This is a genomic window from Leisingera sp. McT4-56, from assembly GCF_020514995.1.
Classification (GTDB): Bacteria; Pseudomonadota; Alphaproteobacteria; order Rhodobacterales; family Rhodobacteraceae; genus Leisingera; species Leisingera aquaemixtae_A.
In genome coordinates this window covers 104670-117778 of sequence record NZ_JAJALF010000007.1, presented here as the reverse complement: position 1 = coordinate 117778, position 13109 = coordinate 104670, and the positions used below count along the sequence as shown (strand labels likewise).

The 13109-nt window shown below is 65.2% G+C and carries 12 protein-coding genes; 8 read left to right on the top strand and 4 right to left on the bottom strand.

Annotated elements, in window-relative coordinates:
• Positions 1–338 precede the first annotated feature (338 nt).
• Positions 339–1925: a 2-isopropylmalate synthase gene (locus tag LHL23_RS10515; protein ID WP_222481789.1), complete on the top strand. Its 1587-nt coding sequence runs from the start codon at positions 339–341 to the stop codon at positions 1923–1925.
• A 66-nt stretch (positions 1926–1991) separates the two neighbouring features.
• On the opposite strand, the gene LHL23_RS10510 is transcribed toward LHL23_RS10515, so the two are convergent.
• The 3 genes from LHL23_RS10510 to LHL23_RS10500 all read right to left on the bottom strand — a co-directional run bounded on the left by LHL23_RS10510 (position 1992) and on the right by LHL23_RS10500 (position 4838).
• A complete protein-coding gene (locus LHL23_RS10510) occupies positions 1992–3737 on the bottom strand; it encodes an adenylate/guanylate cyclase domain-containing protein (protein WP_226429819.1) in 1746 nt (581 codons plus the stop codon).
• Between the two features lie 65 nt (positions 3738–3802).
• Positions 3803–4525, bottom strand: coding sequence for an SDR family NAD(P)-dependent oxidoreductase (locus LHL23_RS10505; RefSeq protein ID WP_226429818.1), 723 nt, complete (start codon positions 4523–4525; stop codon positions 3803–3805).
• Positions 4515–4838: a darcynin family protein gene (locus tag LHL23_RS10500; protein WP_226429817.1), complete on the bottom strand. Its 324-nt coding sequence runs from the start codon at positions 4836–4838 to the stop codon at positions 4515–4517. The genes LHL23_RS10505 and LHL23_RS10500 overlap by 11 nt, the downstream gene beginning before the upstream one ends.
• 91 nt (positions 4839–4929) lie before the next feature.
• On the opposite strand from LHL23_RS10500, the gene LHL23_RS10495 reads away from it, so the two are divergent.
• Complete coding sequence (locus LHL23_RS10495) at positions 4930–5562, top strand: TetR/AcrR family transcriptional regulator (RefSeq protein ID WP_226429816.1); 633 nt, start codon at positions 4930–4932, stop codon at positions 5560–5562.
• Here LHL23_RS10495 and LHL23_RS10490 read toward each other — a convergent pair.
• Positions 5499–6293, bottom strand: a complete 795-nt coding sequence (locus tag LHL23_RS10490; RefSeq protein WP_226429815.1) for a 23S rRNA (adenine(2030)-N(6))-methyltransferase RlmJ — start codon at positions 6291–6293, stop codon at positions 5499–5501. The two genes, LHL23_RS10495 and LHL23_RS10490, sit on opposite strands and share 64 nt — an antisense overlap.
• Positions 6294–6425: 132 nt before the next feature.
• Between LHL23_RS10490 and LHL23_RS10485 the strand changes: the two genes are divergently transcribed.
• The 6 genes from LHL23_RS10485 to rodA all read left to right on the top strand — a co-directional run bounded on the left by LHL23_RS10485 (position 6426) and on the right by rodA (position 13108).
• Positions 6426–7202 (top strand): hypothetical protein, encoded by a 777-nt coding sequence (locus tag LHL23_RS10485; RefSeq protein ID WP_226429814.1) that lies wholly within the window; start codon positions 6426–6428, stop codon positions 7200–7202.
• Between the two features lie 229 nt (positions 7203–7431).
• Positions 7432–8478, top strand: coding sequence for a rod shape-determining protein (locus LHL23_RS10480; protein WP_008554722.1), 1047 nt, complete (start codon positions 7432–7434; stop codon positions 8476–8478).
• A 65-nt stretch (positions 8479–8543) separates the two neighbouring features.
• The gene (gene mreC / locus LHL23_RS10475) at positions 8544–9485 is read left to right on the top strand and encodes a rod shape-determining protein MreC (RefSeq protein WP_226429813.1); all 942 of its coding nucleotides are present in this window, start codon (positions 8544–8546) and stop codon (positions 9483–9485) included.
• Positions 9478–10017, top strand: a complete 540-nt coding sequence (locus tag LHL23_RS10470; RefSeq protein WP_226429812.1) for a rod shape-determining protein MreD — start codon at positions 9478–9480, stop codon at positions 10015–10017. Before mreC ends, LHL23_RS10470 begins: the two co-directional genes overlap by 8 nt.
• Complete coding sequence (mrdA, locus tag LHL23_RS10465) at positions 10014–11960, top strand: penicillin-binding protein 2 (RefSeq protein WP_226429811.1); 1947 nt, start codon at positions 10014–10016, stop codon at positions 11958–11960. The genes LHL23_RS10470 and mrdA overlap by 4 nt, the downstream gene beginning before the upstream one ends.
• Positions 11957–13108 carry a rod shape-determining protein RodA gene (rodA, locus tag LHL23_RS10460; RefSeq protein ID WP_226429810.1) on the top strand — a complete coding sequence of 384 codons (1152 nt, stop codon included), beginning with the start codon at positions 11957–11959 and terminating at the stop codon, positions 13106–13108. The genes mrdA and rodA overlap by 4 nt, the downstream gene beginning before the upstream one ends.
• Position 13109: the final 1 nt, after the last annotated feature.

Genomic DNA, 13109 nt, shown 5'->3' with positions numbered 1-13109 from the left:
GGCTGTTACTTATATTATATGCTTTTTTCAACATTGTCTTGAACTTACCGCATGCGGCCGCATACCGGGGCCGGGCAGCGGCCGCCAGGCACTGCAACGGGGCCAGAATCCTCTTTCCATTCGGCGGCACCTCTGTATAAATCCCTGCCATGACCATTTGCGCAGATATCACCCTTGCCGCCGCCGCGTCCCGCGGTGCAGCTCTGCGCGCCCTACTGATCCTAGCCCGCCTCTGAGCGTGCCCTTCCGGCGCGCCCGCTCAGAGGATTGCCGCACGCGCGCCATCGAAGGCTACGAATGCCCTGGAAGGGCCTAGGACAGAGACAAGAGATACCATCATGACCAACGCATCCCCGATTTCCGGCGACAAATCCCGTGTATTGATTTTCGACACCACCCTGCGCGACGGCGAGCAGAGCCCCGGCGCCACCATGACCCATGACGAGAAGCTGGAGATTGCCGAGCTTCTGGACGAGATGGGCGTGGACATCATCGAGGCCGGCTTCCCGATTGCCTCCGAAGGCGACTTTGCCGCGGTGTCCGAGATTGCCGAACGCTCCAAGAACGCGGTTATCTGCGGCCTGGCGCGCGCCAACTTCAAGGACATCGACCGCTGCGCCGAAGCGGTGCGCAAGGCTGCGCAGCCGCGCATCCACACCTTCATCGGCACCTCGCCGCTGCACCGCGCCATCCCGAACCTCACCATGGATGAGATGGCGGACAAGATCCACGAGACCGTGACCCATGCCCGCAACCTGGTCGATAACGTGCAGTGGTCGCCGATGGATGCGACCCGGACCGAGTGGGATTACCTGTGCCGGGTTATCGAGATCGCGATCAAGGCCGGCGCCACCACCATCAACATCCCCGACACCGTCGGCTATACCGCGCCTGCGGAAAGCGCCGATCTGATCAAGCGCCTGATCGAGACCGTGCCGGGCGCCGACGAGGTGGTCTTTGCCACCCATTGCCACAACGACCTCGGGATGGCGACCGCCAACGCGCTGGCAGCCGTGGCCGGCGGTGCGCGCCAGATCGAATGCACCATCAACGGCCTCGGCGAGCGGGCGGGCAACACCGCGCTTGAGGAAGTTGTGATGGCGCTGAAGACGCGCAATGACATCATGCCTTGGCACACCGGCATCGACACCACCAAGATCATGCATATCTCGCGCCGGGTCTCGACCGTGTCCGGCTTCGTGGTGCAGCCGAACAAGGCGATTGTCGGCAAGAACGCCTTTGCCCATGAAAGCGGCATCCACCAGGACGGCATGCTGAAGAACCGCGAGAACTTCGAAATCATGCGGCCCGAGGACATCGGCCTCTCCGGCACTTCGCTGCCCTTGGGCAAGCATTCCGGCCGCGCGGCGCTGCGCGACAAGCTGGAGCACCTCGGCTATGAGGTGGGCGACAACCAGCTGAAGGACGTCTTTGTCCGCTTCAAAGAGCTGGCCGACCGCAAGAAAGAAGTGTTCGACGACGACTTGATCGCGCTGATGCGTATCGGCACCGACGCGGAGAACGACCACCTCAAGATCGTCTCGATGAAAGTGGTCTGCGGCACCGGCGGCCCGGCGGAATCCACCGTTGAGATGGAGATCGACGGCAAGGACGTCACCGAGACCGCCGAGGGCGACGGGCCGGTGGATGCAACTTTTAAGGCGATCCGCAAGATCTATCCGAACACCGCCCGCCTGCAGCTTTATCAGGTGCATGCGGTCACCGAGGGCACCGACGCGCAGGCAACCGTCTCTGTGCGGCTGGAAGAGGACGGCAACATCGCCACCGGCGAAAGCGCCAACACCGACACGGTTGTGGCCTCGGCCAAGGCCTATGTGAACGCGCTGAACCGCCTGATCGTGCGCCGCGGCCGGGTGGGCGAAGGTGCTGACACCAAGGAGATTTCCTACAAGGATCTCGCCTGAGCCAGGCTCCATTGAAAGAGAAAGGGCGCCCGCTGCGGCGCCCTTTTGCTTTGCACTGGCAGCGGCCTATTCCAGCCCGGCCTTGCGCAGCCCTTCAGTGAAATGCTCCTTGTCCTCGCTGCGGCCGTAATGCAGACCGGCCAGCAAAGCCTCCGCCGTGGCGTCCGGCTGCAACACCCGGATCTGCGCCACGCAGTCCTGTGCCTGCTGCACATCGCCCATCCAGCTGTGGCAGGCGGCAACCAAGGCAGTCTGCACCGCATCCATTGACGGGAGGCGTTTGAAATCTGTCAGCGCCTCTTGGTACAGGCGGGCAGTGAAATGCGCCTTGCCGAGATGGCTCCAGAAGCGGACCGGGAAATGCGGGTTGAGGCGCATCGCCTTCTCGATCCAGTCCGCGCCCTCCTCCGGCCGTCCCTGCCAGGTCAGCAGCTCGCCCATCTGCACAACAACCAGATCATAATTAGGGTTCAGCGACAGGGCGCGTTCCTGGTGGTACTTTGCCTGGTCAAGATTGTCCTGCAGGATGGAAACCGCCGCCATCAGCCGGTGCACGTCCGCATCATTGTCGTCCATCGAGGCGGCTTTCTGGATCGACTCCAGCGCCAGCTGCAGCATTTCCTCGGGATCGTCGCACCAGCCATACCCCCAGGCCTGGCCGCGGATGCAGCCCCGCCAGGCGTGGGCATGGGCAAACTCCGGGTCCAGCTCCACCGCGCGGTCGATAAGCTCCATCGCTTTGATGTTGTCCTCGCGGGTGCTGCGGTGATGCAGCACCTTGGCGGCCAGCACGCATTCATAGGCCGCGAGGCTGGCGGGTTTCTTGCGCGAGACCTCATCCTGCTGGGCAGCTTCGATCCGCCCTGGCAGGGTGGCGACGATAGCCGATGTCACCTCGTCCTGGATATCGAATATGTCGTCGAGCGTGCGGTCGTACTTCTCCGCCCAGATATGGGAATCGTTGCAGCTGTCGATCAGCTGCACGGTGATCCGCAGCCGGTTGCCCCCTTTTCGCACGCTGCCTTCAACGATGTAGCGGGCGCCGAGTTTCTCCGCCACTTCACGGATGTTCACCGCCTGCCCCTTGTAGACAAAGGAGGAGTTTCGGGAGATCACGAACAGCTCGTGGCGGCGGCTGAGTTCGGTCAGGATGTCCTCTGTCAGCCCGTCGGCGAAGAACTCCTGCTCCGGGTCGCCGCTCATATTGGCAAAGGGCAGCACCGCGATGGAGGGTTTGACCACGGCAACCGGCTCCGCCGTGCTTTGATCCGGGTCCGGTGCGGCACCGGCAGCATCTTCCTCCAGAAGCAGCCGGTAGACCTGCACCGGTTCCGCAATGTTCTTGAGCTGCTGCGGCCCCAAGTCCTCAAACTTCAGCTCGCCCATGCGGCGGACCTGATCGTAAACGGCAGCAGAGATGCAGACGTCCCCGGTGCCGGCGAACTGCTCCAGCCTTGCCGCCACATTGACGCCGCTGCCGTAGATGTCGCCGCCGTCAAAGATGATATCGCCGAGATTCACGCCGACCCGGAACTGGATGCGTTTATCGGGCGCCACATCGGCATTGCGGCGGCGCATCCTGTCCTGCACCTCGGCGGCGCAGGCAACCGCGTCGCAGACGCTGGGAAACTCGACCAGCATCCCGTCGCCGGTGGTCTTGATGATGGAGCCGCGGTTCTTGGAGATCGCAGGATCGATCAATTCGATCCGGTGGGTGCGAAGGCGAGCCAGCGTGCCCTGCTCGTCCACGTCCATCAGGCGGCTGTAGCCAACCATATCCGCCGCCAGCACGGCGGCCAGCCTGCGTTCCATGTCGCGCCCTCCCTGCTGAAAAGCGTAGCGGGAAAGCGCTGGATTTCAAAGCTGTTTGCAAAATCTCAGCCGCGCAGGATGCGGGCTGCCAGCGCCGGTGAGAGGCGGTGGATCAGCCGCAGCAGCTTCATCTGACCAACCCAGATTTCGCTTTTGCCTGCAGCGGCCCCGTCCAGCAAGGCGGCGGCGGCGGCGTTGGGGCTGATCTTGCCGCGACCGCGCCCGGCGGTCATCTGCGTCGCAGCCAGCGCCATAACACAGTCTGAAATGAGCACCGGCAGGCCGGCGTCCTGAGCCTGATAACGCAGGGCCCGGGTGAAGCTGCGCAGGCCCGCCTTGGAGGCGCAATAGACCGGCGCCTGCCGTTTCGGTGCCAGGGCAAGGCCGGAGGTGACGTTGACCAGAAAGCTGCCTGGCGTGCGCGCCAGAACCGGAAGCAGCCCGGCGGCAAGATGCATGGGCGCTGTCAGGTTCACCGCCAGCTCCTGCTCGATGTCCTGCGCGTCCGCAGTGCCTTTGGCAAAATCAGCGGCGATCTGAATGCCCGCGTTGTTGATCACCCCGTCCAGCCGCCGCCCCTGCAGCCCGGCAATCAGCGCAGTGCGCGCGCGGCTGTCTCCCAGGTCGCAGGCCAGCCGCTCAATGCCCTCTGGCAGATCATCCAGCGCTTCGCTGCTGCGCGCCAGCGCCAGAACCTTTGCGCCTTCTGCCGCCAGCTGCAATGCCAGCGCCCGCCCGATCCCGCGGGAGGCGCCTGTGATCAGGATACGTTTGCCGTCAAACCGCATGGGCGGCCTCGTAGGTGCGGAAGCCGTTTTCAAAAGACGGGATGATCCCGGTGACCGTGAAGTAGCCCTCGGCGATCAGGGCGGTGTCCCGCAACTGCTCGATGGCAAAATAGTAGGCCTCCGGCGTATCCGCCTCGATCATCGCCACATCGCTGCAGTCCGCATGAAACGCCTCGGCATCAAAATGGCGCAGAGACAGCCCGTTTCGGGTGAAGATCTCCAGCCCGGTTGCCGCCAAGCGCCCGCGCTCCGGCCGATCCAGGCGCAGCCAGCCGGGGGAGGCGTTGAGCAGCAGGAAGATGGTCATTTTCATCGGGGAACCTCCGGGATGTTGCCTTTGCCTAAAAGAATGTGAAAGATTGCTCACATTCTCAACTCGCGTTCCCGGCAGGAAGTCACCCGCGATGCACAGCCCAAGAAAACAAGCGCGCCAGGCCCGCTCCCGTGCCACGCAGGAAGCGATCGTGGAGGCGGCGGCTCGCATTCTGGAAACGTCGGGGCGCAAGGGTTTGACAACAAATGCGATTGCCGACCGGGCCGGCGTCAGCATCGGCTCGCTCTACCAGTATTTCCCCAACAAAGAGGCTGTGCTGGCCGCCGTGCTGCGCAGCAAGCGGGCAGAGCTGCTGGGCTGGATGCGGGACGCCGCAGCGCGCTGCCGCGATGCGCCGCCGGAGGCGGCATTGCGGGAACTGCTGGCCGCCGGGATGCGGCATCAGTTCGAGCGGCCGCGGCTGGCGATGGAGGCGGAATATGCCGAACAGCACTTGCAGCTGGCACCGGAAACCGCTGCGCTGGCAGAGGAGATGGCGCAGATCGTTCTGGACACCATCCGCCGCTTCGCCCCCGATGCCGGACCGCAGGAGGCGCGCGACGTGGTGGCCATTGCCAAGGGGATGATCAATGCCGCCGCCTTTGCCGGAGAGGCTGGCAGTGCCGCGCTGGTCCAGCGGGTGGAACGCGCGATCCGGGGTTACTTGCGCGAAACCGCGTCGAACAGCGCCGAAATCCGCGCGGCTTCCTCTGCCGCGCCGTAGGGCGCGTTGACCACGAACATGCCGCTGCCCACCATCCGGTGGCCTTCGCGCACCGGCGGAAAGGACACCTCGTGGCGCAGCGCATCAGGCAGCCCTTGGCTTTCCAGCGCCTTCAGCATCTGCTTGTGGCTGCCGTCCCTCAGGATCGGATACCACAGGGCGATGACGCCGACGTTCCACTTCTTGTGCAGCTGGCCGATGATGCCGGGGATGCGGGCATAGTCGGATTTGATCTCGTAACTCGGGTCGATCAGCAAGAGGCCGCGGCGCGGTGTTGGCGGCGCCAAGGACATGGCGAGTTCAAACCCGTCCTGCTGGTGCACCTTGGCCTTCCAGGGCCTCAGCGCAGCGCGCAGGGCGGTGTTTTCCTGCGGGTGCAGCTCGGCAAAATGCAGCGAATCATCAGCACGCAGCAGCGAGGCCGCGATCAGCGGCGATCCGGGATAGGCGGCCGCGCCATGCGCCTTGCGGGTCTCCGACAGCGCGCGGTGCAGCGGATGGTCCGCCGCCAGCCCCTGCTCTGCCAGAACCTTGGTGATGCCCTGCTCCGCCTCGCCTGTCTTGACCGCTTCGGGCGCGTCCAGCTGATAGAGACCCCGGCCCGCGTGGGTCTCTATATAGCTGACCGGTTTGTCCTTGCGGGTGAGATACGCCAGCATCCAGGCAAGCAGCGCGTGCTTCTGAACGTCGGCCAGGTTTCCGGCGTGATAGATGTGCTGATAAGAGAGCATAGGCCTCCTCTAGCCGCTATTTCCAAAGGGCGGAAGAGGCGGCGTACGGGGGATAAACGGAATCTCAACTTCGCTGCGGCAGGCTGCCGGCTGACGAGATACCGCAGAATGCAGGTTCCCATGCCCCTCAGAATGAGCGCCCTTGCCCTGATAATGACGTTTCTGGCTTTGCTGCTGTGCACCGCAGCCGCCGTCAGCGCGCAAGGATATTCTCTGGTTAGCAATAATTTCTTCCTGCAAAAGGCCTCTGCCCCGATGCCAGGCCCCGCGCCATCCGCAGCGCCGGCCCCGCAGGCAATTGCCAGCCTGCTGCCCGACACCCTGCCCGGTGCGGACCAAGGCCGCGGGGCGGTGTCGCTCAACCCCGGCGCGGCCAGCCTGTTCCGCGGCCGCAGCGGCGGGGGGCTGTTCGCCCCGGTCCTGAAGGCGCCGCCCAGCGTCAAACGGCTGCTGGACCTGATCGCCAGCGCCGAGGCCGGCAAGGCGCAATATGACGCGGTGCAGTATGGCGCCACCCGCAAACCGCCGAAGAAGCCGACAAGCATGACAATTGCAGAGATCAACGCCTGGATCGACGCCACCCCAGGCCAGCCCCATGCCATCGGGCGCTATCAGATGATCCCCGCGACGCTGCGGCGGCTGGTCAAACACCAAGGGGTGAAGCCGCAGGCCCGCTTCTCGCCGGAGCTGCAGGACCAGCTGGCGCATCAGCTGATCGAGGAGGCCGGCTACAGCGCCTTCCTGGCGTCAGAGATGCCGCGCAAGACCTTCATGCTGAACCTGGCCAAGATCTGGGCCGGCCTGCCTGTCTCCACCGGCAAGTCCTATTACGAGGGCTACGCGGGCAACAGCGCCAGCCTGACCTGGGCGCATTTCAAGTCGGAGATGCAGCGCATTTTCCCGAGCTGACGGCCGGATCTTCCGCACCAGCCCGTTCGGTGCGGGCCTGCTCCCGGTGCACGGGCCGGAACAGCATGTGAACGCCGCCGCCGGTGACCCGGCGGACTGGGCGGAAACGCGCTGTTTCACCATAATACGCCCTTTCGCGGCACTCCCGTGCCGCTTATAAGGTTGGGGAAGGCGGCCCCACCGGGAGTCGCCTAAGGAATAATGGCAGCACTCACAGGATCCCTTCTATATGGCGCTTTTCGGAAACTTGGGCGGTCTGTTCTCCTCGGACATGGCCATCGACCTCGGCACAGCCAACACTCTGGTCTATGTCAAGGGCCGCGGGGTGATCCTGTCCGAACCTTCCGTGGTTGCCTACCACGTCAAGGACGGCGTCAAGAAGGTGCTGGCCGTCGGCGAGGACGCCAAGCTGATGCTGGGCCGCACCCCCGGCTCGATTGAAGCGATCCGGCCGATGCGCGAAGGCGTGATTGCCGACTTCGACACCGCCGAGGAAATGATCAAGCACTTCATCCGCAAGGTGCACAAGCGCTCGACCTTCTCCAAGCCCAAGATCATCGTCTGCGTGCCGCATGGCGCCACCCCGGTTGAAAAACGCGCGATCCGCCAGTCGGTGCTGTCCGCAGGCGCCCGCCGCGCCGGCCTGATCGCCGAGCCGATTGCAGCCGCCATTGGCGCCGGCATGCCGATCACCGACCCGACCGGCAACATGGTTGTCGACATCGGCGGCGGCACCACCGAGGTGGCGGTGCTGTCGCTGGGCGACATCGTCTATGCCCGCTCTGTCCGCGTCGGCGGCGACCGGATGGATGAGGCGATCATCAGCTACCTGCGCCGGCAGCAGAACCTGCTGGTCGGCGAATCCACCGCCGAGCGCATCAAGACCTCCATCGGCACCGCCCGGATGCCCGACGACGGCCGCGGCCAGTCGATGCAGATCCGAGGCCGCGACCTGTTGAACGGCGTGCCGAAGGAAATCGAGATTTCCCAGGCCCAGGTGGCCGAAGCGCTGGCCGAGCCGGTGCAGCAGATCTGCGAGGCGGTGATGACCGCGCTGGAGACCACCCCGCCGGATCTGGCGGCCGACATCGTCGACCGCGGCGTGATGCTGACCGGCGGCGGCGCGCTCTTGGGCGATCTGGACCTTGCCCTGCGCGAGCAGACCGGCCTGGCCGTGTCAATTGCGGACGAGAGCCTCAACTGCGTGGCCCTGGGCACCGGCAAGGCGCTGGAATACGAAAAGCAGCTGGCCCACGCCATCGACTACGACAGCTAACAGCCCCTGCCCGCCGAAACGGCGCCAGCTGATTTCAGGCTGGAGTGGCGGCTGGAAGGAGAGACGTGGCAAAGGACAAGTCACAGCGCGACGATTACGCAACCCCGCTGCGGCGTCTGCTGACAGCGGTGCTGTGCCTGTGCCTGGCCGCGATCTTTGTTGTCTGGCGGATCGACAGCCCGCGGGTGGAACGGTTCCGCGCGCAGGTGGTGGACACGGTTGTGCCCAATATGGACTGGGCGATGGTGCCTGTGACAGCGGCCATCAACCTGGTCCGCGATTTCCAAAGCTACCAGCGGCTGGCCGAGCAGAACCGCGAGCTGCGCAGCGAGCTGCGGCAGATGCGGGCCTGGAAAGAGGCCGCACTGCAGCTGGAGCAGGAGAACGCCCGGCTTCTGGACCTCAACAACGTGCGGCTGGATCCGCAGCTCACCTATATCACCGGGGTGGTGATGGCCGACAGCGGCTCGCCCTTCCGCCAGTCAGTGCTGCTGAACGTCGGCAGCCGCGACGGGGTGCATGACGGCTGGGCTGCCATGGACGGAATCGGGCTGGTGGGCCGGATCTCGGGCACCGGGCGCAACACCGCGCGGGTGATCCTGCTGACCGATGCCGCCAGTGCCGTCCCAGCCACCATCCAGCCCTCCGGCCAGACCGCGCTGGTCACCGGCGACAACAGCGCCGCGCCGGTGCTGAGCTTTCTCGAAAACCCCGACCTGGTGCGCCCCGGCGACCGGGTGATTTCCTCCGGCGACGGCGCCGTCTTTCCGGCGGGGCTGCTGATCGGCCAGGTGGCCAAGGACCGCTCGGGGCGGATGCGGGTGCGCCTGTCCGCTGACTATGGACGGCTGGAATTCCTGCGGGTGCTGCGCCATCACGGCACACAGGTGATCGAAGGCCCCGGCGGGCTGGTTGGCGCCGCCCCCGGCGACCCGCTGCCGCAGCCGCGGCCCGAAACCCTGGGGGAGGACAGCGCCGAAAGCACGGCTGAGGCCGGCAATGGCTAACACCTCTCCCGCCCGGATCTGGACCATGCGCGCGGCATTTCCCGCAGTGGCGCTCTTGATCATGTTCTTCCACCTGCTGCCGCTGGAGACCGAGCCGCGGTTCTGGGCGCCGCCGGATCTGCTGATGGCGCTGGCCATGGCCTGGAGCTTGCGCCGCCCGGATTACGTGCCTGCGCTGTCCATCGGCCTGGTGATGCTGCTGGCGGATCTGCTGTTCCACCGCCCGCCGGGGCTGCTGGCGCTGCTGACGGTGCTGGGCTGCGGCTTCCTGAAAGCCCGTGCCGCACCGCACCGCGAGAGCACCTTTGCCAGCGAATGGCTGGCCGTTGCCCTGGTGCTGACCGGGATTGCCACGCTGAACCGGCTGACCCTGAGCCTGTTCGGGGTTGCGCAGGCGCAGCTGAGCCTGACGGTGATCCAGGTTGTGATGACCATCGCCGCCTATCCGCTGGCAGTCTGGGCCAGCCAGTCTATTCTGAACGTGCGCAAACTGTCCCCAGCCGAGGCCGAAACCCTGGTGAGCCGCCGATGAAACGCAATACCAAGGATCTGGATGCCGCCCACGGCAAGATGACCCGGCGGGCGCTGTTTCTGGGCGGGCTGCAGTTGGCCTTTGCCGGCGGGCTGGCGGCCCGGATGCGCTATCTGCAGGTGGATCAGGCCGATGAATTCCGCCTGCTGGCCGAGGAAAACCGGATCAACATCCGCCTGCTGCCGCCGGCCCGCGGGCAGATCTTTGACCGCAACGGGCTGATCATCGCGCAGAACTCGCCCTCTTACCGGATCACCGTGGTGCCGGAGGATGCGGGCGACGTGGAGGAGGTGATCGCCAAGCTCTCCAGCCTGGTGCCGCTAGACCCGGAGGACCTGGAGCGTGCCCGCACCGAGATGCGCCGCTCGCCGCCCTTCCTGCCGATCACTCTGGCGGACCAGATCGGCTGGGAGGACATCTCCAAGGTGGCGGTGAATGCCCCCGCCCTGCCCGGTGTCACCCCGGAAGTGGGCCTGACACGGGTCTATCCGCAGCTGGGCGATTTCGCCCATGTGGTGGGGTATGTCGGACCGGTTTCCGACTATGACCTGAGCAAGATGGAAGACCCGGAGCCGGTGCTGATGATCCCGCGCTTTCAGATCGGCAAGGTCGGCTTCGAGGCCAAGCGCGAGGACGTGCTGCGCGGCAAGGCCGGCGCCAAGCGTGTCGAGGTCAACGCCACCGGCCGGGTGATGCGCGAGCTGGACCGGCGCGAGGGGATTTCCGGCGCCGACATGCAGCTGACCATCGACGCCGGCTTGCAGAACTATGTGCAGGCGCGGCTGGGCCGGGAAAGCGCCGCCGCGGTGGTGATCGACTGCGAGGATGGCGACATCCGCGCGATCTGCTCCTCGCCCAGTTTCGACCCCAACCTGTTCGTGCGCGGCATCTCGGTCGCCGACTACCGGATGCTGACAGAGGACAAGTACCGGCCCTTGTCAAACAAGACGGTGCAGGGCACCTACCCGCCCGGCTCCACCTTCAAGATGATCACGGCGCTGGCGGCGCTGGAAAACGGCGTTGTCGGACCGGAGGAAACCGTCTGGTGCCCCGGCCACCTGAAGGTCGCCGGCCGCCGCTTCCACTGCTGGAAACGCGCGGGCCACGGGCATGTGGATCTGAACACCTCACTGAAGCGCTCCTGCGACGTCTATTACTATGACGTGGCAATCAAGACCGGCATCGACAAGATTTCCGAAATTGCCAACAAATTCGGCCTGGGCATCAAGCACGACCTGCCGATGTCGGCGGTCGCGCAAGGGATCACCCCCACCAAGGAGTGGAAGGCAAGCTCCTATGGCAAGGACTGGCTGATCGGTGACACTGCAAACGCCTCGATCGGCCAGGGCTACATGCTGGCGTCGCCCTTGCAGCTGGCGGTCATGACCGCGCGGATTGCAACCGGGCGCAGCGTGACGCCGCGGCTGCTGAAATCGCTGGACGGCGTGGAGCAGCCGAGCGGCGCCGGCGAGCCGCTGGGGATCAGCGAGAACAGCCTGCGCATGGTGCGGCGCGGCATGCATTCGGTCAGCAATGACCGCCGCGGCACCGCCTACCGCTCCCGCATCATCGGCGATGGCCTGCAGATGGCCGGCAAGACCGGCACCAGCCAGGTCCGCAACATCACCGCCGCCGAACGCGCAGCGGGTGTGATCCGCAACGAGGACCTGCCGTGGGAACGGCGCGACCATGCGCTGTTTGTCTGCTTTGCGCCTTATGACAAACCGAAATACGCGGTTGCCGTAGTGGTCGAACATGGCGGCGGCGGCTCCAAGGCGGCGGCGCCGGTGGCACGCGACGTGCTGCTGCAAGCGCTTTATGACGGCACTCCGCCGCTGGAGGCCTATCCCAAGGCCGACCGCAGCCGCATCAAGGCGCAGCAGGAGAGGCTGGAGCGCGATCGCGTCAAGCGCCCGCTGGGCAGCAGGAGCAGCCGGGCATGAGCTATCTTGAGTACCACGCCAAATCGACCCCCACCGGCCTGCGCAAGATCCTGCATCTGAACTGGGGGCTGACGCTTCTCTTGATCACCGTGTCCAGCGTCGGCTTCCTGATGCTCTATTCGGTGGCTGGCGGGTCGTTCAGCCCCTGGGTGGAACCGCAGGTCAAGCGCTTTGCCCTGGGGCTGGGCGTGATGTTCGTGGTGGCGATGATCCCGATCTGGTTCTGGCGCAATATCTCGGTGGTGGCCTATCTGGGATCGCTGGCGCTGCTGGTTGCGGTGGAGCTGTTCGGCACCGTCGGCATGGGCGCGCAGCGCTGGATCGACATCGGCTTCATGCGGCTGCAGCCGTCGGAGGTGACCAAGATCGCCCTCGTGATGCTGCTGGCCGCCTATTACGATTGGCTGCCGGCCGAGAAAACCTCGCGCCCCTTGTGGGTGCTGCTGCCGGTGGCGCTGATCCTCATTCCGACGGCGCTGGTTCTGAAGCAGCCGGACCTTGGCACCTCGATCCTGCTGATGGCGGCAGGCGGCGGGGTAATGTTCCTGGCCGGGGTGCATTGGGCCTATTTCGTGGCGGTGATTGCCGCTGGCGTCGGGCTGGTCAGCGCGGTGTTCCAAAGCCGCGGCACCGACTGGCAGCTGCTGAAGGACTACCAGTTCCGCCGCATCGACACCTTCCTGGATCCCTCGCAAGACCCCTTGGGCGCGGGCTATCACATCACCCAGTCCAAGATCGCATTGGGATCCGGCGGCTGGTCTGGCCGGGGGTTCATGCAAGGCACCCAATCGCGGCTGAACTTCCTGCCGGAAAAACACACCGACTTCATCTTCACCACCCTGGCGGAGGAATTCGGCTTCATCGGCGGCGTCACCCTGCTGTCGATCTACATGCTGATCATCGTGTTCTGCATCGCCTCGGCCATTGCCGCCAAGGACCGGTTCTCCTCACTGGTGATCATGGGCATCGCCATCACCTTCTTCCTTTTCTTTGCGGTGAACATGTCGATGGTGATGGGGCTGGCACCGGTGGTTGGGGTGCCGCTGCCGATGGTCTCTTACGGCGGCTCGGCGATGCTGGTGCTGCTGGGCGCCTTCGGCATTGTGCAAAGCGCCCATATCCACCGCCCGCGCCAAGCGTCACGTTAGA

Coding starts and splice junctions, on each gene's coding strand:
- LHL23_RS10480 (WP_008554722.1), top strand. CDS start 7,432: ATGGCGCTTTTCGGAAACTTGGGCGGTCTGTTCTCCTCGGACATGGCC.
- mrdA (WP_226429811.1), top strand. CDS start 10,014: ATGAAACGCAATACCAAGGATCTGGATGCCGCCCACGGCAAGATGACC.
- LHL23_RS10485 (WP_226429814.1), top strand. CDS start 6,426: ATGAGCGCCCTTGCCCTGATAATGACGTTTCTGGCTTTGCTGCTGTGC.
- LHL23_RS10470 (WP_226429812.1), top strand. CDS start 9,478: ATGGCTAACACCTCTCCCGCCCGGATCTGGACCATGCGCGCGGCATTT.
- LHL23_RS10510 (WP_226429819.1), bottom strand. CDS start 3,737: ATGGAACGCAGGCTGGCCGCCGTGCTGGCGGCGGATATGGTTGGCTAC.
- LHL23_RS10490 (WP_226429815.1), bottom strand. CDS start 6,293: ATGCTCTCTTATCAGCACATCTATCACGCCGGAAACCTGGCCGACGTT.
- LHL23_RS10500 (WP_226429817.1), bottom strand. CDS start 4,838: ATGAAAATGACCATCTTCCTGCTGCTCAACGCCTCCCCCGGCTGGCTG.
- rodA (WP_226429810.1), top strand. CDS start 11,957: ATGAGCTATCTTGAGTACCACGCCAAATCGACCCCCACCGGCCTGCGC.
- LHL23_RS10495 (WP_226429816.1), top strand. CDS start 4,930: ATGCACAGCCCAAGAAAACAAGCGCGCCAGGCCCGCTCCCGTGCCACG.
- LHL23_RS10515 (WP_222481789.1), top strand. CDS start 339: ATGACCAACGCATCCCCGATTTCCGGCGACAAATCCCGTGTATTGATT.
- LHL23_RS10505 (WP_226429818.1), bottom strand. CDS start 4,525: ATGCGGTTTGACGGCAAACGTATCCTGATCACAGGCGCCTCCCGCGGG.